The organism is Yoonia maritima (genome assembly GCF_043641945.1).
Lineage (GTDB): Bacteria > Pseudomonadota > Alphaproteobacteria > Rhodobacterales > Rhodobacteraceae > Yoonia > Yoonia maritima_B.
The window spans coordinates 168,638-187,256 of the sequence record NZ_JBHZRX010000005.1; the positions used below are offsets into that span (position 1 = coordinate 168,638).

Genomic DNA, 18,619 nt, shown 5'->3' on the forward strand with positions numbered 1-18,619 from the left:
CTAGGCCTCCATCTTTTTGCGTGGGTCAAAGCTAAGTTCTTTGGCCATTTTTTCGTAGAATTCGCGCGCCTGCGTTGAATTGACGGGCGGGTTCACGATTTTAAGAATGGCGATGAGGTTCCCAGGCTGGGCAGCGGGAATTCCCCGCCCCTTTAGCCGCAGTTTCTGACCTGAACGGGCATTCTTGGGGATAGTGATGTCAACCTTGCCTGCAGGCGTTGGCATCTTCACCTTTCCACCCAATGCCGCCTCCCAAGGGGTGATTGGCAAATCTAGATAGACATCACGCCCTTCGACGCGAAAGACTGGGTGTGGATTAAAGGCGACCTCCAGTAGCAAATCGCCTGCGATACCAGCACCCATTGCAGGCTGACCCTGCCCTTTTAACCGAATATGCTGACCTGCGCTGACGCCCTTGGGGATGTGAACCGCGATATCGTGGTTGCGCATATGAACAAGACCACCATGGTCGACCTCTTGCCGGCGCAGGGTCAGTGTCCGTGTTGCGCCGCTATAAACATCAGCAAGGTCGACGTTAATTTTAGCAAGCTGATCAGCCCCGGCCCTTGAAAACTGTGGCCCGCCACGGTTGGCATGTCCAAAAAGTGTCTCAAAGAATTCACTGAAATCCGCCTGATCACCGCCAGTATAGCCGCCGCCTGAAAAGGCGAAATCTTGTTGCCATTCGGGGGGAGTCCGAAACTGTTCGCCAGCCTGCCAGTTTGCGCCCAACTGGTCATAGGCTGCGCGTTTTTCAGGGTCTTTGAGAACCTCATAAGCTTCGCCAGCTTCTTTAAAACGGGCGTCGGCCTCGGGCGTTTGGTTGACGTCAGGATGGTATTTGCGCGCTACTTTACGATAGGCGCGCTTTATCTCATCTTGGGTCGCTTTCCGCTCTAGGCCAAGAATTTCGTAGTAGTCCTTAAAATCCATCTAAGTCACCATTCCTTAGCTCGCTAAACCCGCGCCAAATTTACGTCTTGATTGCAGATGATTTTATCGCGCTTGCCGGCCAGAAGATTGATCCAACTCAAATTCCGCGAACCGCCGTCGTCTAAGTTGAACGCAAATTCCACAAGAGGACGATAAGATGAAAAACCACACCATTTTGGCCCTCATTGGCCTTGAAGCCACCGCAGCAGAGCTTGCTCCGTTTCTTGAAAAAGCACGCGATACAGGAGCCCATGTTGCCGTCATCGTTGTAGGTGTCGCGCCGCGGCTTCCTGCGCCTGCGTATGGCGTGACACCCTATGCGCCTGCTCTTCTTAGCGAAGACTGGCACCACAACTATACAGGTGCCCGCAAAAAACTGATTGCCAAGGCCGAGGACATCGAAAGCGTTCTTGCCACGCACGATGTGTCTGGCGATGTCGCAACGATCTTTGGTGACGCATTGATGATTGAACAATCTGTCGCTGACCGTGCGCGGTTCTGTGACTTTGTATATCTTAGCCAAGACCTGCGCGCGAACGGCTTTGCATTTGATCACGCGCTTCGCGGTGCCTTGTTTGATGCACCTGCGGGTGTCGTTTTAAACGGCCTATCGGCAAAGGCGGCCGATCACGTGTTGATCGCGTGGAATGCGAGTCTGGGCGCGTCGCGTGCCGTTCACGCCGCGCGGGCCATCCTGACCGAGGCAAAACAGGTCACAGTGGCGGTCTTTGACCCGGTCATGACGGAATCGCACGATGGCGAAAACAGCGGTTCAGACCTCGCAAAATGGCTAAGCCATATGGGCTGCAACGTCACCGTGCAGCAATACCCAAGCGGTGGCAAAGAAATCGGAACATGCATCAAGGAACGCGCCGAAGAGTTGGGCGCAGACATGGTTGTCATGGGGGCCTACGATCACAGCAGATTACGGCAGGCCATGTTTGGCGGCACCACACGCACTATGGTCGAACAAACCGAAATTCCGGTGCTTCTTGCCCACTAAAATTTTCGTGTGCGGGCAAAGCGACTTTGACTTCAGTCAATTTGCGACTCGCCGGACACTTTACATTGAAATCGTTCTTCAACATTCAGGAGAGTAACAATGTCCTATCAAGATTATCTACCAGCGAGCTGGCTCAAAAATCGCCAAAATGACGAACACCCACTCGTAAACCTTCGCAAGGAAGTCGACAGCCTGTTCGACGATTTCGGGAACGGCTTTTTCAGTAGCAACACCGATGTAAGTATTCGTTCAAATGTCAGTGAAACAGACACGGATTTCTGCGTTACTGCGGAACTTCCTGGCCTGACCGAAGCTGATGTCGATGTTTCTATTACGGGTGACCGCATCACCATCAAAGGCGAAAAGAAATCCGAGAAAGAAGAGCGCGGCGACGAAAAAGGGCGCGAATTCCACCGGATTGAGCGTACGTCCGGCGCATTTCAGCGCGTCATGACCCTGCCCTTCACAATCGACCCTGATAAGGTTGAGGCTGTTGTAAAGGATGGCGTTCTTACGGTCACAATTCCGAAGCCACCAGAAGCCGCCGAACAGACCAAAAAGGTCAAAGTCGCGCGCGCTAAATAGTCCCACACTCAGGATTCTATGCCGATGCGCGATGCCGCGATATAATCTTAAGACAAGCGTGAATTACCACGCAACGTCAGAGGAACGAAGATGTGGCAGAAGGCACTAGATAAGATGCTTCGCTCCACTTTGGGGCGGGGCAACATTTGTATTTGCATGCCGGATGGGCGGGTGCATCGATACGGTGATGAAACAGGAAAACCACTGACCGTGCGCTTGGCTGATACCGCGACCGTGCGGCGGTTGGTCATCAACCCTGAACTCGCATTTGGCGAATCTTACATGAATGAGACGCTGACCGTTGATGGGGACGAAATACAAGAGCTGATCGGGCTTATTGTCCAAAACCTGAACGCAACGCAGCGGGTGTGGTGGCAACGTCCGCTCTTGCGGCTGCGGGTCGCGTTGCGGCGCTTTGCGCAAAACAACGTCGCCCACCGGGCCAAACGAAACGTTGCACATCACTATGACCTATCAGGTCAACTCTATGATCTATTCTTAGATGAAGACCGGCAATATTCATGCGCGTATTTTCGGGATCCATCAGACACCCTTGAGCAAGCACAAACGAACAAAAAACATCACATCGCAGGTAAGCTGTTAATCAAACCCGGAATGCGGGTCTTGGATATCGGATGTGGCTGGGGCGGCATGGCGATTACCCTTGCGCGTGACTATGGCGCAGATGTTGTCGGTATTACGCTTTCAAAAGAACAACACGCCTACGCGGTCGAACGCGCAGCCCGCGAGGGGCTATCTGATCGTATTGATTTCCGGCTGTGTGACTATCGCGAAGTCAACGAAACATTCGACCGCGTTGTATCAGTTGGTATGTTTGAACATGTCGGACTTCCCCATTTTGATACCTATTTCCAGACCATCAGGGACAGGCTGTCGCCAGGTGGGATAGCCCTTGTCCATACGATCGGCTGGACGGGGCCGCCGGATGCAACAAACCCGTGGATTGCGAAATATATCTTTCCGGGGGGCTACATCCCAACGGCATCCGAAACGTTAGCCGCCATTGAAAGGTCTAGGCTTTGGACGGCAGACATTGAGTTTCTAAGACTGCATTATGCCTACACAATCCGGCACTGGTTCGACCGTTTTCTGGAAAACCAGTCGACAGTAAAGGACCTTTATGATGACCGCTTCGTACGGATGTGGAAATTCTACCTCGCGGCATCAGAACAAACATTCCGACACGGCCGTCAAGCTGTGTTTCAGTTTCAGCTATCAAAGAAGATCGACAGCGTGCCTTTAACCCGCGAATATCTTTCCAATGCGGCACGAACCGACCAGTCGGACCGTGCCGCAGAATAATCGTTTAGGGAACAAGCAACGTCGGCAACCGTGGTGTTTCAAGAACCGTCTCTGTCAGGCTACCGTAAAGTAGGTTAAGCGCGCGTCTGTGAATGACACAGCCAAGCACAAGTAAATCGCTTTCCAGCTCGACCGCCTTGTTCACGATTGCCTCGGGTGACTGCCAGCCACCATGTCCGACAAAGCGATGGACCTTCGCAGATACGCCATGTAGCTTTAGATAGGCGACTAGCCCTTCGGCATTGTCATCCATCAGATATTCATCGCCCTCGTCGCAGCACAGAATGTTGACCTTTTTCGCCGCCTGCAAAAACGGCATCGCACCAGCCACTGCACGCGCCGCCGCAGCAGTGTTATTCCATGCTAGCGCGACAGTCGCACAATCTGCCGTGTCTATGTTCAGTGGCGCAACGAAAACGGGGCGCGCTGTTCGTCGAAACGCCGCGTCGAGTATCGGGCGCGACCGCGCGTTCCAAGTCGTCTCGGAACTGGCCACGACGATTAAATCCGATAGCCGACCAAAGGCACCCACTGTTTCACCGACTTCGCCAAGTTGTTCGACAAAGCTTGCCTTGGGCTTGGGCGTGCCTTCGACATCGCCCTGCACTTTGTCGTAGCTTTCTTTGGCTTGGCGGTTGCGCGCGTCTTCTTGTCGTTCGATCGCATCCAGCAATTCGTCCATTCCATAGTCCGGTATCCAGTCATCCCATACCGTGTCCTTGGTGTTTCTGGCCTGCGTCACGCACAGCGCCTCTAGTTTGGCTTCAAATTTCTGCGCAAGTGAGAAAGCCGCAGAAAGCGCTGGCACATCCACGCTCTGCGGATCGTCAGCTGCATGTCTGCCGCTTAGCGGTACGAGTATCTTGCGAATGGTCATTATCTTATCTCACTTGTTGATCGTCATAGAGGAACTGCGTTGCAGCTCGGCTTGTGAGCACGCTGACATGATTGAACAAAAGCCGATTGATTCACGTCAATCGATCCGATGCGCATTCAGGTACTTCGATAGTGAGAACCAGTGAGGAATGTCATGACTAGCGAACCCAAACCCCATCATTCGACCTATATCAATATTCCCGAAGCCGTCGGCGTATTTGACAGCTTTGAAACATTGCAAGCCGCGATCTATGATCTTCGTATGTCAGGTTTCAGCCGCTACGACATCAGCCTGCTTGGCGGTCCCGAAGCGATGAAAGAGAAATTAGGGTCCGCGTATTGGCGTGCGCCCGAATTAGAGGACAACCCAGATGCCCCACGTGCGGCGTTTGTGTCTGAAGAAGCCATTGGCGAACTAGAAGGCGCTATCGCTGGCGGTTTCTTCTTTTTGGGTTCTTATATCGCAATGGCGGCCATGCTGACGCCAGTTAGCACCTTGGCTGCCTCAATCGCTGCGATTGCAATTGGCGGCGGTCCCGCTGCTGTCATCGGTACATTGCTCGCGCGGCGCGTCGGCAAGCAGCACAAAGACTATTACGCTAATCAGATTAAGAACGGCGGCATTCTTCTATGGGTCAGAACATCTGACAAAGAGAAAGAAGAACTCGCTGTTAAAATCCTAAAAGGCCATTCCGGCAAGGATGTGCACGTCCATGACTGGAGCGAATAAGCGCGACCTTCGACCGCGCTTGGACCACTGCCAACTAGTTTCAAAAGGAACGCACCAATGAAAAGCTACGCGGAAATTTCCGACGAATATCATTCCGGCTATGCGGATCTGGGCGCAGTCATTCCCGGCACGACATCTGCATTTGGCAAGCTCGTGTCAGTGGCAACCGCCGACGGCGAACTATCACTCAAGACAAAAGAACTGATCGCCTTTGCTATCGCAATTGCAGTGCGCTGTGATGGCTGCTTAGCCCACCATGCGCAGGCAGTTCTAAAGGCTGGGGCGACACGAAACGAAGTGGCCGAGATGATTGGTGTGGCCATTCTAATGGGTGGCGGTCCTTCGACGGTTTATGGTGTTGAGGCCTTGCGGGCCTATGATGAGTTCGTTCGTTCCGAAGTCTGACGATACCTTTTTCAACCTGTCGCAAAATTCTGGCGGCAGACAATACACTACGCACTCTTACTATCTAGGTAATACTGAACAGGGCGCGGCACCGATAATTTACGAAAACCATGGAGACGAAAAAGTGACCGACCGCGTTCAATCCCTTATCAAAAAAATCCATGCATTGGAGGATGAGATAGAGGATGAATTCAATGCGCGCCGGAAAGAGTTCAATTACCGAATTGAACAACGCCGCATCGTGTTTGAACGTGATGTCCGCCGCCACCACAAGGCGCTTAAACAAAAGCTGTCGTCTTATGTGGTCGAGGCGCGCCCGCTTGTGGTTCTGACGGCACCCGTCATCTATTCAATGATTATCCCGTTCGTCCTGCTGGATATCTTCGTGACGATTTATCAAGCGATTTGTTTCCCCGTTTACCGGATCGCAAAAGTTACACGGTCCGAATACATCACGTTTGATCGCAAGCATTTATCCTATCTAAACGGTCTCGAAAAACTTAATTGTATGTATTGTTCTTATGGAAATGGGCTGCTGGCCTATACCGTTGAAATCGCCGCGCGTACCGAAAAGCACTGGTGCCCGATTAAACACGCAAAACGGATGGCCGGGCGCCACGCCCACTATCCTGACTTTCTTGAATACGGGGACGCCGACGGTTATCAGCGCGTGAAACGCGAACTGCACGAAGTAACCAAGTAACCGCAAGATTTCTTGGCGTTACCAGAACCACCTCCCCAAGCCTTTGGTCCCCTAGAACTTGGCCGCCAAATCGCCTATGTCGCAAGTAACACGATAAGGGATGATAACTGTGGATACGAACAAAGGCCGCATTACCAAAGATGGTATTCGCATTTACGAAGCCAGCGATTTTGCAGGCATGGCCACAGCCGGTGCGCTTGCCGCTAAAATCTTGGATGACATCGCCGAGCATGTGCGCGTTGGTCAGACAACCGGCGAGCTTGATCGGCTTATCACGAAAATGGTTGATGACACTGGCGCGATTTCGGCGACCATTGGCTACAAAGGCTATCAGCACGCAAGCTGCATTTCGGTGAACCACGTCGTTTGCCACGGTATCCCCGGCGCCCCCATCCCCAAAGGAGCCAGCGAAACAGTATCCAAAGATTTGGAAAAGCGGCGCGCAGACGACAAGCTAAAGGCAGGCGATATCCTAAACATTGACGTCACCGTCATTGTCGACGGTTGGTTCGGCGATAGCAGCCGCATGTATGTTGCGGGCAAGCCAAAACCGATCGCAAGAAAGCTGATCGATGTGACACATGACGCGCTGATGATAGGGATCGAAGCCGTTAAGCCGGGCAACACCTTTGGTGATATTGGCCACGCCATTCAGACCTACGCAGAAAGCCAAGGCATGTCTGTCGTTCGTGATTTTTGTGGTCACGGCTTGGGTCGCGTATTTCATGCCCCACCAAACGTCGTGCACTTTGGTCGGCCGGGTACGGGTCCGAAGCTAGAAGAAGGTATGTTCTTTACCATCGAGCCAATGATCAACCTTGGTCGGCCCTATGTCGAAGTCCTACGCGATGACTGGACTGCCGTGACAGCCGACAAATCTTTGTCCGCGCAGTTTGAACATTCCGTTGGTGTAACTGCTGATGGATGCCAGATTTTCACGGGCTCTCCGTCTGGTCGTTTTCACCCAACATTCGACGTTTAATTCGTCACTTTTGCGAATGACTTGCAACTAGCAGGCAACACCACTATATAAGTGGTGTCGCTAGCGGTGGCACCCTTCCCAAAATTATCGACGAAAGGATGCATATCATGCACCTGTTTAAGCATGCCGCGTTTGCGGCCGCCTTCACTCTGTCCGCTACATCCAGCATGGCCCAAGAAGTCACACTGCGCTTTCAGCACTTTGTGTCACCGGCCAGTGCCAACCCGACCTATTTCATGCAGCCTTGGGCTGACGCGATTGAGGAACAATCCAACGGTCGGATCAAAGTTGAACTATACCCGTTCATGCAGTTGGGTGGCTCTGCCCCTAACCAATACGACCTGATCCGCGATGGCGCGATTGATGGTGGCTGGGTTATCCCCGCCTATCAACCAAACCGTTTCCCCGAGGCCGAGGCGCTTGAACTGCCCTTCATGACCACAAAATCAGCCGAAGAAGCCAGTGCAGCGGCTTGGGTCTATACCCAAGAATATCTGATGGACGACTTCCAAGACGTTCACGTGATCGCGGCCCACATGCATGGCCCCGGTATCGTACACAAACGCGGTGACGCGATTGAGACTGTCGAAGATTTCGCCGGGCTAAAGCTGCGCGGCCCATCACGGCCAGCCACGATGCTGCTGGATGAACTAGGCGCAACACCTATCGGCATGCCCGTCCCGCAGTTCCCAGAGGCATTGTCAAAAGGCGTTGTTGATGGTGGTGTGATCACTTGGGAAATGTCTCCTTCGCTCAAACTAAACGAGCTAACAGACAGCCACACCGACGTCGCTGGCGAGCGTGCACTTTATAACCTCTACTTCCTCTGGGCGATGAACAAGGACGTCTATAACGGCATGCCAGCAGACCTGCGCGCGATCATCGACGCAAACTCTGGTATGATGGCAAGCATGTGGGCAGGTAATGCGCATGACACCGGGGATGCAGTTGGGCGTGACGTCATGATCGCTGACGGCAACGAAATCGCAACACTGTCCGAAGAAGAAACAGCACGCATTGTAGCGCTAGGCGAAAACGTCACCGCACGTTGGATCAGCGAGATGAACGACAAAGGCTTTGACGGCGCAGCACTTGTTGAGTCCGCACGCAGCGCTGTAACGAAAACAATCACCGACTAGCAAGCCATGAACCGCCCCTACAAGAATATCTTGTGGGGGCTTTGCTATTCTGATTGCTCTGCCTCAGGCCTGTCCGTTATGACTATGACGTATGGAAAGCATATCACACACACGCATACAGCAAACTATGCAAACCGCTACGTCCAGTCGATTTCAGTATCTTGTAGTGTGCTGCGCGCTTGTTGCATTTGGCCTGCTCGCCGCCCGTGCTAGTGATTTTCTTTGGCCATTGTCCCAAATTGGAGCGTCTTACGGCAGCAGCGTGATTATCTTTACTGCAGTTTGTCTACTCTCGCATTTCATAACGCTTCGCATTTTGTACACGCGTGGCGTCCGGTCACCTAGCAAAGAACCGTTAGCATGGGAAAAGTCCTACCTACAGGATATCCCATGGCGCGATACATTAATCGCAATAGGTGGGTTAATCATGACGATGACCTGCTTCACTGTGTTCAAAGCTCGCGTCGTGGGCATGAACGGTTATGACTATGATGCCATATTTGCAAAATGGGATCTCGCAATATTTGGCAAACAACCTTGGGAAATCACCCACGCAATTTTTCCTGATGCACAGACAACAGCACTGTTCGACATAATCTACCACCCAGCATTCCTTCCGATGTTGATCGGCTATCTTGTTTGTGCCAGTGCACGCAGCAAGCCCGCTCTACGGTACACCTATATGGCCTCATTTTTGGTGGGTTTTATTGTGATCGGAATGGTTATGGCCGCCGCGATGTCATCAGCGGGTCCAGTCTACGACGACATTCTATTCGTGACCGGAGGCGATTTTGCGCCATTAATATCCCACTTGGCAGCACAGGGCGAAGAAGTTCCAAACATGAGCTTTCTATACGCACAAAAGTATTTGCTAGCATTACAACAATCCGACCATGCCGGATTTGGCGGAGGCATATCAGCAATGCCCTCGATGCATGTGGTGATGGCCTTTTTGTGGACACTCGCGGGATGGCATCTGAATCGTGCTATTGGCGTGCTGATGACTGTATATGCTTTACTGATATGGATGATATCGGTTCATTTGGGTTGGCATTACTTCGTCGACGGCCTAGTGGGCATCATTGTGATCAGCCTGATCTGGGTCACCATTGGCCGCGTCATGGGTTTGTACCCAATCAGGTAATTCGTGCCACGACGTAGTCGGCGAGATCAGTCAACATTGTTTTCAGCGGGTGATCAGGGATCACTGATAGCGCGGACTTTGCCTTTTCAGCCCAAGCGATTGCGTCAACGCGGGTGCTTTCCATTGTGCCGTGTTTAGCAAGCAGCGCGATTGCGTGGTCAAGGTCGCCATCTTCTTGGCGGCCTTTTTGGATCGTACGCACCCAGAATTCACGCTCGGTTTCATCGGCAGCGGCAATGGCCCGGATCACAGGCAGGGTCAGTTTCCGTTCGCGAAAATCGTCGCCAACGTTTTTACCCGTTGCTTTGGTTCCACCGTAATCCAGCAGGTCGTCGACAATTTGGAACGATACTCCCAACGCGTCGCCGTAATCGTACAGCGCCTTCTTAGTCTCCGCGTCTTGCCCCGCGATTTCGCCACCGACTTCCATTGCGGCAGAAAAGAGCGCGGCGGTTTTTCCGCGTACAACTTGGATATAGATGTCTTCTGTCGTGGCCAGATCGCTCGCGGCTGTCAGCTGCAGCACCTCGCCTTCAGCAATTGTTGCGGACGCATTCGCCAGGATGTCCAACACCCGCAGCGACCCAGTCTCCACCATCAACTGGAATGAACGGGCAAACAGATAGTCGCCGACCAGAACACTAGAGGTATTATCCCAAAGCAAATTCGCAGTCGGGCGGCCACGGCGCTGGCTGCTTTCGTCCACGACATCGTCGTGCAATAGCGTCGCCGTGTGAATGAACTCCACTGTTGCGGCCAAATGAACGTGATACGGGCCGTCATAGTCGCACATGCGAGCCGCAGCGAGCGTCAGCATTGGGCGCAAACGTTTTCCGCCTGCCTCAACCAAATGCGCTGTGACTTCGGGAATTCGGGGGGCATGTTCAGACGCCATACGCGCACGGATCATATCATTGACGGCGCTCAGATCATCGGCCAATGCCGCGGCCAGTTGTTCGTGCGGTTTGGTGGCTGCTTGGTCAAGGCTCATGCGCGGTTCCGTCATGTGATAGACAAAGGCGTCGCCCCGTCTTAGGTCTTAGTTATGAAAGAGCTTTTGCGCACCAATGACCCGACTGTCATCGCCTTTGCAACCGCCCTGCTGGACAGCGAGGGTATAGACTGGTTCACCTTCGACGTAAATATGAGCGTCCTCGAAGGAAGCATAGGCATAATGCCACGCCGCCTGATGGTGATTGACCGCGACTTGTTTATGGCAGAAGCCGTCATGCGTGATGCAAAGATTGACCTTGGCCGTGATTGAAGACCTGACAAAAGACGATTTTCTAGGGGGTAAACTGCGGGTTTATCAGCCTAGAAAGGGATACCGCGCTGGTGTTGATCCCGTTCTGCTAGCCGCCAGCACGCCCGCAAAACCGGGACAAACCGTGCTTGAACTTGGCTGTGGCGTTGGGGTCGCCTCATTGTGCTTAGCCGCCCGCGTACCGGACCTTAGTCTGACGGGCGTCGAATTGCAGGACGACTATGCGGAGCTCGCCCGCCGAAATGCATTAGAAAATAACGCCATGTTGAAAGTGGTGAACGCCGACCTGCGCCGGTTGCCTGCCGAGGTCCGTCAGCAACGGTTTGATCACGTCATTATGAACCCTCCGTATTTTGACCGAACAGCAAGCGTCGCCGCACAAGACGCCGGGCGCGACGTTGCACTGGGAGGCGATACCCCCCTTGCAGACTGGCTGGATATCGCCGCCCGCCGGGTTGGACCCCGTGGCTATCTGACGATTATTCAAAGGATCGAACGGTTGCCAGAAGTCATCGCAGCGTTAGAAGGACGGCTCGGGGCGATGATTCTACGCCCAATCGCAGGCCGCGAAGAACGTGCGCCGGAACTATTTTTGCTTCAGGCGCGGCAAGAAGGGCGCGCAGCATTTCGAATGGCACCCGTTCTGGTCATGCATAAAGGCAAGGTGCATGCTGGTGATAAAGAAAGCTATACCCCGCAAGTTAATGACGTTTTGCGAAGTGGCGCAGAATTACCCATCCTCCCTTAATCTTCCAGCAAGGTTTTTCAACCAACCTATATTCACACTGAATTGCTGTGGTGCAGCGTGACTTCGCGTTACAAATGTGTTGCAATTGATTTACTCACAAACCCCAGAGGAGGACGACCATGAGCTTGAGTTCACACCTGCAGGAACTGAAGAAAAAACACCAAAACCTCTCGGACCATGTCGCGGTTATGCAGCGAAGCCCTGCGACAGACGATCTTGAAATTGCGAAGCTCAAAAAACAGAAGCTTATGCTGAAAGAAGAAATCAACAAACTCAGCACGCACTAAAAGCGACGGGCGTAAACTCAAACGCCTAAAGTAGGAGTACGTCTCTTGTGCTTTGACGCGCCCCAGATCCGGGTGGATAGGAAATCTCACCCGTGAATGCGTAGACAAAGCCAGACGCCCCACAAACAAAAATGGCCACGTCATCAAGACGTGGCCATTCTCGTATATGAGTGCCAAGTTTAGATCATGTACTGACCGCCATTGGCGGTAATCGTTGAACCAGTAATGAAACCCGCCTCATCTGACGCCAAGAACAGAACAGCACGCGCGATTTCGGATGCTTCGCCCAGACGCCCTACCGGGATTTGGGGCAAAATGACTTCGTTCATCACCTTTTCGGGGATTGTGCTCATCATCTCGGTGTTGATGTAACCCGGTGCAACGACGTTCACAGTGATGCCAGCGCGGGCACCTTCTTGCGCCAATGCCTTGGTAAAGCCGATGTCGCCTGCTTTCGCCGCCGCATAGTTCGCCTGTGCGAACTGGCCCTTCTGCCCATTGATCGAGCTAATGGTGATGACGCGCCCAAACTTGCGTTCACGCATACCAGGCCAAACCGGATGGGTCATGTTGAAGACCCCAGATAGGTTGGTATCCACGACCTCTTTCCACTGCTGCGGGGTCATTTTGTGGAATGGGGCATCGCGTGTGATACCTGCATTGTTAACCAGAACATCAACTGGACCAAGATCAGCCTCGACTTGCGCAATCCCTGCGGCGCACGCCTCGTAATTGCCAACGTCCCATTTGTAGGTCTTGATGCCGGTTTCCGCTGTAAAAGCTGCTGCCTTTTCATCATTCCCGGCATAAGTCGCTGCGACTGAGTAGCCCGCGTCCTTGAGTGCTGTTGAAATCGCCGCGCCAATACCGCGCGAGCCTCCTGTGACGAGAGCTACTCGTGTCATTTCTTCTCCTCCCAGAGATTTAAGCGAGCAATCTTATTGCTCAAAACGTTCAATTACAGACACATAGTTACGGGCGCTCGACGCACATTGCAACACCCATACCGCCACCGATACACAACGTCGCAAGTCCTTTTTTTGCACCGCGGCGCTTCATTTCAAACAAAAGGGTGTTCAGCACGCGACAACCGGACGCACCAATGGGGTGTCCAATCGCAATCGCGCCACCGTTGACGTTTACAATTTCGGGATCCCAGCCCATTTCCTTGTTCACAGCACAGGCCTGCGCGGCGAAGGCTTCGTTCGCCTCTACAAGGTCAAGGTCAGACACGCTCCACCCTGCTTTTTCTAGCGCCTTACGGCTTGCCATGACGGGACCGACACCCATGATTGACGGGTCAAGACCAGCAGTGGCGTAAGACGCAATCCGCGCTAGTGGCTCAATCCCGCGTTTTTCGGCATCATCTGCTGTCATCAACAACGTCGCAGCGGCACCATCATTCAGACCAGAAGCATTCGCAGCGGTAACCGACCCATCTTTTGTGAAAGCGGGGCGCAATTTTTGCATCGCTTCCATTGTCGCGCCGTGGCGGATGTATTCATCCTGATCAACGACGATGTCACCTTTGCGGGTCTTTACCGTGAAGGCCGCAATCTCATCCGCGAATTTACCAGCCTTTTGTGCCGCCTCTGCTTTGTTTTGCGATGCGACCGCGAATTCATCCTGCATGTCACGGGTGATTTGCCACTGGTTCGCAACATTTTCAGCAGTCTGGCCCATATGATAGTTGTTGAATGCATCCCAAAGCCCGTCGCGGATCATCGTATCGATGAACTGCATGTCGCCCATCTTTTGGCCAGCGCGTAGGTGTGCTGCATGGGGGCTAAGGGTCATGCTTTCTTGGCCACCGGCGGCGACAATCGTCGCATCACCTAGCTGGATATGTTGCGCGCCCAGCGCCACAGCGCGAAGCCCGGAACCACATACTTGGTTAATCCCCCAAGCAGCGGATTCGATTGGCAGACCTGCGTTTATATGGGCCTGACGTGCCGGGTTTTGACCCTGTGCAGCAGTCAGCACCTGACCGAGAATTGTCTCGCTTACTTCCGACTTGTCGATCCCAGCGCGCGCTACAACTTCCTCTAGAATGGCGGCACCCAATTCATGTGCAGGTGTGTTTGCAAAAGCACCGGCAAAGCTGCCCACTGCGGTACGTGCGGCGGACGCAATAACAACGTTGGTCATAAAATTTCCCCTAAGTTTTCCTCACTCAAATGAACGGTGCCACTTACAGGCGAAAGGCGCAAGCTGACATCCAGTCACAGGCCTAATTTTGGAACCCCGTAATAATAGCCCTGAAGACAATCGACCCCCAACCCTTTGAGGAAAGCTGCTTCTTGTGCTGTCTCGACGCCGTCAGCGACGGCAAACATCTCAAACTGGCGGGCGACGGTTACCAGCGCCTCTGCCAGAACTTGGTTGTCGGCATTCTGATCGATTCCCCTGATAAAGCTTTTGTCGATCTTAACGAGGTCAAAGAAGAAATCCTTAAGATGACGAAAGGCGGTATAGCCTGCGCCAAATCCGTCCAATGCAAATGCGACCCCCTTGGGCTGCATCTCGGTCATGAAACGGATGACATTTTCATGCAGCATCATCGCAGATGTCTCGCTAATTTCAAAAATTAGACGATCACCCGGCTTTGCCCGATTTAGCAGGCCATTGTCCAATATACGCCGCCATTCACCGTCACCGATTGACCGCGCTGACAGGTTAACAGACAGCCGCAAGTTGGGACGAGCGACCAGCATTTTGAGGGCTAAATCTAGCGTCACACAGTCAATCTGACGCCCCATGACAGTTTCTTCGATCAAGGACATAAAATGCGCAGCGGGGATAATACGCCCAGCATCATCCGATAGGCGCACCAGACCTTCGTAGAAAGCGATTTGCGGGGATGCTTCGCTAGTCATGATCGGCTGAAACGCCAGCTGCGCGCGCCCAGCGCCTAACGCGTCACGCACCAAGTCCATGACATCGGCATCACGGCTCGCCATCGCATATTGCAGGGGATCAAGCAGCGCATGATCATCCAGTTCGTTAACAGCTTGTTGCATCTTTCGATTCCATTGGGACATGCCCAAAATGAACCAAAGCTAACTAACATCGGATTAATAAAGACGCGTCACCAGCGTTTTAGCGCATCTTCGTCTGCGTCCTTAGCCGCGACCCAGCTTGCACCTGCTGTTGTTATCTCTTTCTTCCAGAATGGCGCACGCGATTTGAGGTAATCCATGAGGAAATCGGCCGCCTCGAACGCCGCTGCCCGGTGTGCTGCAGCCGTGGCCACCATCATAATCGGGGCGCCCGGTTTCAGTGCCCCATACCGATGAATGACCAGCGCATCGGCCAACCCCCAACGGGTTGTTGCCTCTTGCACTATCTTTGCAATCGCGGATTCTGTCATGCCGGGATAATGTTCGATCTGCATTTCCTGTAAGTCGCCATCGGTGTCGCGAACGACGCCCGTAAAACTAACCACGGCACCAACGTCGCTGCGACCCTGCGCAAAACGATTAAGTTCGGTCCCGGCATCAAACAATTCTGGCTGCACGCGGACTGTCATTTATCCACCTGTCATCGGCGGAAAGAATGCGATCTCTTTGACGCCAGCAAGCGGCGCATCAAACTCGGCAAGTTCTTGATCCAATGCCACCCGCAGCGCGGATATGTCTGCAAAGGCTGCCTTGTACCGATCTTCGCGGGCTTTCAGTTCTTCGACCAAGTCTGCCACAGTTGCCGCATTCGTATCGACCTGTTCTTGCGGCAGACCGATACGTTCACGGACCCAGGCAAAGTAGACGACGTTCATCATGCACCATCCCGAAGATATGGGCGAGATTTGTTAAAGTAATCCCAGCCGGTGATCGCCGTTAGCAATGCCGCGATCCAAAGAATCGAAATACCGGCCCAGCTGCTAAAGATCATGCCGTTGTATTTCCATGAAAGGCCAAAATCATCCGGTCCTGTGCCATTCAGGGCGGCATCAACCATTTCTGAAGTCATCGCGAGCGAATGGATCATGAAATAGTGTTCAAACGCGCCAGCCGCAAACAGCAGTGCGATACCAACCATCTGGGCGGTCGTTTTCCATTTCGCGAGCTTAGTGACTTTTAGAGTTCCTGCGGTATCACCCAAGAATTCGCGCAAGCCAGATACAAAGACTTCGCGAAAAATGATCAAGGTGGCGGGCAACAGAATCCATGGGTTCATACTGGAAAAGCCGGTGATCACCACAAGGGCGATAATCACCATCGCCTTGTCAGCGATTGGGTCAAGCATCGCGCCCAATTTGCTTTCTTGTTTCCAAAGCCGCGCAAGGTAGCCATCGACAAAGTCGGTCAACGCAGCCACGACGAACAACACCAGTGCGAACCAGTCCGCCCAAGGCCTGTTAAAGTAAAGGAACATGATCACAACGCCTGGCGCAGCGGCCAAACGTAAGATCGTGAGGATATTAGGTATATTCATTGTCATGCCTCTACCTACCCCGCTTCGCAGCCGCTGACCATATCCCACTTCTTTTGTGTCGAAATACCGCAGCTAAACGCAAATATCGTTCTCGGCTTAGCCCTTTTCGTGGAAGTAGTCATAGATGGTCTGCGCAAGGCTATCCGAGACACCGACAACGGCCTTTAGATCAGCAAGATTTGCACGAGTGACGGCCTTGGCCGATCCGAAATGCGCGAGCAAAGCGCGCTTGCGCGTCGCACCTACGCCGGGCACATCATCCAAAGGCGTCGCGCCGATCGCTTTGCTACGTTTTGCGCGGTGGGTGCCAATGGCAAAGCGGTGAACTTCGTCGCGCATACGTTGGATGAAATAAAGCACCGGGTCGTTGTGGCGCAGTGCCATGACACGTTTGCCAGTACGGTAGAATTCTTCTTTACCGGCGTCGCGGTCCTCGCCTTTGGCCACTCCGACCATCGCGATATCGCCAACGCCAAGTTCAGTCATAATTTCACGCACAGCGCTGACTTGGCCTGCACCGCCATCAATCAACAGCAAGTCGGGCCAAGACCCGGTTGTTCTATCGGGGTCTTCTTTCAACAGCCGTTGGAAGCGGCGAGTCATGACCTCTTTCATCATGCCAAAGTCGTCCCCCGGCACGAGGTTATTACCGCGAATGTTAAACTTGCGGTATTGGTTCTTTTCGAACCCATCTGGCCCTGCGACGACCATTGCGCCGACAGCATGCGCACCCTGAATGTGCGAGTTATCATAGACCTCAATCCGCTGCGGGGGTTTGGGCAGTTCGAATGCTTCGGCCAACCCTTTTAGCAATCGGGCCTGTGTCGCAGTTTCTGACATTTTCCGCGCAAGGCTTTCGCGGGCATTGCGTAGCGCATTATGGACCAGCTCGGCCTTTTCTCCACGCTGCGGAATGATCACATCAACCTTGCGCCCGGCCTTTTCTGCCAGCGCGTCAGCCATCAGCTCATCGTTATCCAGCCCATGTGAAAGGATCACCATTTTGGGTGGATCTCGGTGGGCGTAGAACTGACCAACAAAGGCCTCCATCACCTCGGATGGGTCTTCGTCGCCGCTGATCCGCGGATAATAATCGTGGTTCCCCCAGTTCTGGTTCGCACGGTAAAAGAACACCTGTACACAGGCTTGCCCGCCGTCCGTGTGCAATGCGATGACGTCGGCCTCTTCAGTGGTTTGCGGATTGATCCCTTGCGCGGATTGCACCTGCGTTAACGCCTGGATACGGTCGCGTAGGGCCGCTGCGCGCTCAAACTCAAGGTTGTCAGACGCATCCTGCATCTGCTTGGCCAACGTTTCCTGAATCCGCTTTGTGCGCCCCTGAAGAAAGCTTTCGGCGTCGCGCACTGTATCAGCATAATCTTCGTCAGAGATTTTGCCACAGCACGGGCCACTGCATCGTTTGATCTGATACTGCAGACATGGGCGTGTCCGGTTTTCAAACTCGATATCCGTACAGTTGCGCAGCAAGAAAACGCGCTGCAACTGCTTTAGCGTTCGGTTCACCGCACCTGCGCTAGCAAAGGGGCCGAAATAGCTACCCTTTTCCTTCTTAGCACCACGGTGCTTCTTGATCTGCGGATAAGCGTGCGACTTTGTCACGAGGATATTCGGGAATGATTTATCGTCGCGCAGCAAAACATTGTAACGCGGCTTTAGCTGCTTAATCAGGTTCTGCTCAAGAAGCAGCGCCTCTGTCTCGGTCCGCGTCGTAAGAAACATCATCGAGGCAGTTTCGCTGATCATCCGCGCGATCCGCGGCGAATGATTGCCCGGCCGAGAATAGTTACTAACACGGTTCCGCAGGTTGCGTGCCTTACCGACATACAGCACCCGGCTTTCCGCATCGAGCATACGATAAACGCCCGGTGAAGAATCCAACGTACGCAGATACCCGTAGATCCGATCATATCCTGTCGTCGGTTGCTGGGTCGTTTGCTCGGTCATGGGCCGTTTCTTTGATTCTACTTTGGCTGCAATGGTAATGCAGCAGGGACAAGAGGAAAGGCATCCACCGTTTCTGTGGATAAGTCGGTGGGCATTTC

At 53.3% G+C, this 18,619-nt stretch carries 22 protein-coding genes; 12 read left to right on the forward strand and 10 right to left on the reverse strand.

The window, feature by feature from the left end; translation table 11 throughout:
* On the reverse strand, window positions 1-933 hold the full coding sequence (locus tag ACHUEV_RS12980; protein ID WP_394180521.1) for a DnaJ C-terminal domain-containing protein: 933 nt from the start codon (window positions 931-933) through the stop codon (window positions 1-3).
* A 157-nt stretch (window positions 934-1,090) separates the two neighbouring features.
* Between ACHUEV_RS12980 and ACHUEV_RS12985 the strand changes: the two genes are divergently transcribed.
* The 3 genes from ACHUEV_RS12985 to ACHUEV_RS12995 all read left to right on the forward strand — a co-directional run bounded on the left by ACHUEV_RS12985 (window position 1,091) and on the right by ACHUEV_RS12995 (window position 3,844).
* Entirely contained in the window at window positions 1,091-1,936 is an 846-nt protein-coding gene (locus ACHUEV_RS12985; RefSeq protein ID WP_394180523.1) for a universal stress protein, read from the forward strand.
* 99 nt (window positions 1,937-2,035) lie between these two features.
* The gene (locus tag ACHUEV_RS12990; RefSeq protein WP_394180525.1) at window positions 2,036-2,521 is read left to right on the forward strand and encodes an Hsp20/alpha crystallin family protein; all 486 of its coding nucleotides are present in this window, start codon (window positions 2,036-2,038) and stop codon (window positions 2,519-2,521) included.
* Window positions 2,522-2,611: 90 nt separating this feature from the next.
* On the forward strand, window positions 2,612-3,844 hold the full coding sequence (locus ACHUEV_RS12995; RefSeq protein WP_394180527.1) for a class I SAM-dependent methyltransferase: 1,233 nt from the start codon (window positions 2,612-2,614) through the stop codon (window positions 3,842-3,844).
* 4 nt (window positions 3,845-3,848) lie between these two features.
* On the opposite strand, the gene ACHUEV_RS13000 is transcribed toward ACHUEV_RS12995, so the two are convergent.
* Complete coding sequence (locus ACHUEV_RS13000) at window positions 3,849-4,721, reverse strand: hypothetical protein (RefSeq protein WP_394180529.1); 873 nt, start codon at window positions 4,719-4,721, stop codon at window positions 3,849-3,851.
* A gap of 153 nt (window positions 4,722-4,874) precedes the next feature.
* Here ACHUEV_RS13000 and ACHUEV_RS13005 point away from each other — a divergent pair, with 153 nt between their 5' ends.
* From ACHUEV_RS13005 to ACHUEV_RS13030, 6 genes are all read left to right on the forward strand, one after another.
* Complete coding sequence (locus tag ACHUEV_RS13005) at window positions 4,875-5,450, forward strand: hypothetical protein (protein ID WP_394180531.1); 576 nt, start codon at window positions 4,875-4,877, stop codon at window positions 5,448-5,450.
* A 57-nt stretch (window positions 5,451-5,507) separates the two neighbouring features.
* Window positions 5,508-5,855 (forward strand): carboxymuconolactone decarboxylase family protein, encoded by a 348-nt coding sequence (locus ACHUEV_RS13010; RefSeq protein WP_394180533.1) that lies wholly within the window; start codon window positions 5,508-5,510, stop codon window positions 5,853-5,855.
* A gap of 124 nt (window positions 5,856-5,979) precedes the next feature.
* The gene (locus ACHUEV_RS13015; RefSeq protein WP_394180535.1) at window positions 5,980-6,558 is read left to right on the forward strand and encodes a hypothetical protein; all 579 of its coding nucleotides are present in this window, start codon (window positions 5,980-5,982) and stop codon (window positions 6,556-6,558) included.
* Window positions 6,559-6,658: 100 nt separating this feature from the next.
* The gene (gene map, locus ACHUEV_RS13020; RefSeq protein WP_394180537.1) at window positions 6,659-7,540 is read left to right on the forward strand and encodes a type I methionyl aminopeptidase; all 882 of its coding nucleotides are present in this window, start codon (window positions 6,659-6,661) and stop codon (window positions 7,538-7,540) included.
* 107 nt (window positions 7,541-7,647) lie between these two features.
* Window positions 7,648-8,679, forward strand: a complete 1,032-nt coding sequence (locus ACHUEV_RS13025) for a TRAP transporter substrate-binding protein (RefSeq protein WP_394180539.1) — start codon at window positions 7,648-7,650, stop codon at window positions 8,677-8,679.
* A gap of 427 nt (window positions 8,680-9,106) precedes the next feature.
* Window positions 9,107-9,823, forward strand: a complete 717-nt coding sequence (locus ACHUEV_RS13030; protein WP_394180541.1) for a phosphatase PAP2 family protein — start codon at window positions 9,107-9,109, stop codon at window positions 9,821-9,823.
* On the opposite strand, the gene ACHUEV_RS13035 is transcribed toward ACHUEV_RS13030, so the two are convergent.
* The gene (locus ACHUEV_RS13035; RefSeq protein ID WP_394180543.1) at window positions 9,816-10,814 is read right to left on the reverse strand and encodes a polyprenyl synthetase family protein; all 999 of its coding nucleotides are present in this window, start codon (window positions 10,812-10,814) and stop codon (window positions 9,816-9,818) included. The two genes, ACHUEV_RS13030 and ACHUEV_RS13035, sit on opposite strands and share 8 nt — an antisense overlap.
* Window positions 10,815-10,868: 54 nt before the next feature.
* Between ACHUEV_RS13035 and ACHUEV_RS13040 the strand changes: the two genes are divergently transcribed.
* The 3 genes from ACHUEV_RS13040 (at window position 10,869) to ACHUEV_RS13050 (ending at window position 12,122) form a co-directional block, all read left to right on the forward strand.
* Window positions 10,869-11,087, forward strand: a complete 219-nt coding sequence (locus ACHUEV_RS13040; protein WP_394180545.1) for a putative signal transducing protein — start codon at window positions 10,869-10,871, stop codon at window positions 11,085-11,087.
* Window positions 11,059-11,835, forward strand: a complete 777-nt coding sequence (locus ACHUEV_RS13045; RefSeq protein WP_394180547.1) for a tRNA1(Val) (adenine(37)-N6)-methyltransferase — start codon at window positions 11,059-11,061, stop codon at window positions 11,833-11,835. The genes ACHUEV_RS13040 and ACHUEV_RS13045 overlap by 29 nt, the downstream gene beginning before the upstream one ends.
* Window positions 11,836-11,954: 119 nt before the next feature.
* Entirely contained in the window at window positions 11,955-12,122 is a 168-nt protein-coding gene (locus tag ACHUEV_RS13050; RefSeq protein WP_394180549.1) for a YdcH family protein, read from the forward strand.
* A 179-nt stretch (window positions 12,123-12,301) separates the two neighbouring features.
* Here the strand turns inward: ACHUEV_RS13050 and phbB are convergent, their stop codons facing one another.
* The 7 genes from phbB to uvrC all read right to left on the reverse strand — a co-directional run bounded on the left by phbB (window position 12,302) and on the right by uvrC (window position 18,521).
* Window positions 12,302-13,027: an acetoacetyl-CoA reductase gene (gene phbB, locus ACHUEV_RS13055; protein ID WP_394180551.1), complete on the reverse strand. Its 726-nt coding sequence runs from the start codon at window positions 13,025-13,027 to the stop codon at window positions 12,302-12,304.
* Between the two features lie 67 nt (window positions 13,028-13,094).
* Complete coding sequence (locus ACHUEV_RS13060) at window positions 13,095-14,270, reverse strand: acetyl-CoA C-acetyltransferase (protein ID WP_394180553.1); 1,176 nt, start codon at window positions 14,268-14,270, stop codon at window positions 13,095-13,097.
* 74 nt (window positions 14,271-14,344) lie between these two features.
* The gene (locus ACHUEV_RS13065) at window positions 14,345-15,142 is read right to left on the reverse strand and encodes an EAL domain-containing protein (protein WP_394180555.1); all 798 of its coding nucleotides are present in this window, start codon (window positions 15,140-15,142) and stop codon (window positions 14,345-14,347) included.
* Window positions 15,143-15,210: 68 nt separating this feature from the next.
* On the reverse strand, window positions 15,211-15,651 hold the full coding sequence (locus ACHUEV_RS13070; RefSeq protein WP_394180557.1) for a molybdenum cofactor biosynthesis protein MoaE: 441 nt from the start codon (window positions 15,649-15,651) through the stop codon (window positions 15,211-15,213).
* Window positions 15,652-15,897, reverse strand: a complete 246-nt coding sequence (moaD, locus tag ACHUEV_RS13075) for a molybdopterin converting factor subunit 1 (protein WP_394180652.1) — start codon at window positions 15,895-15,897, stop codon at window positions 15,652-15,654.
* Window positions 15,897-16,562 carry a CDP-diacylglycerol--glycerol-3-phosphate 3-phosphatidyltransferase gene (gene pgsA, locus ACHUEV_RS13080; RefSeq protein WP_106358963.1) on the reverse strand — a complete coding sequence of 222 codons (666 nt, stop codon included), beginning with the start codon at window positions 16,560-16,562 and terminating at the stop codon, window positions 15,897-15,899. The genes moaD and pgsA overlap by 1 nt, the downstream gene beginning before the upstream one ends.
* Window positions 16,563-16,652: 90 nt before the next feature.
* Complete coding sequence (uvrC, locus tag ACHUEV_RS13085) at window positions 16,653-18,521, reverse strand: excinuclease ABC subunit UvrC (RefSeq protein WP_394180559.1); 1,869 nt, start codon at window positions 18,519-18,521, stop codon at window positions 16,653-16,655.
* Window positions 18,522-18,619: the final 98 nt, after the last annotated feature.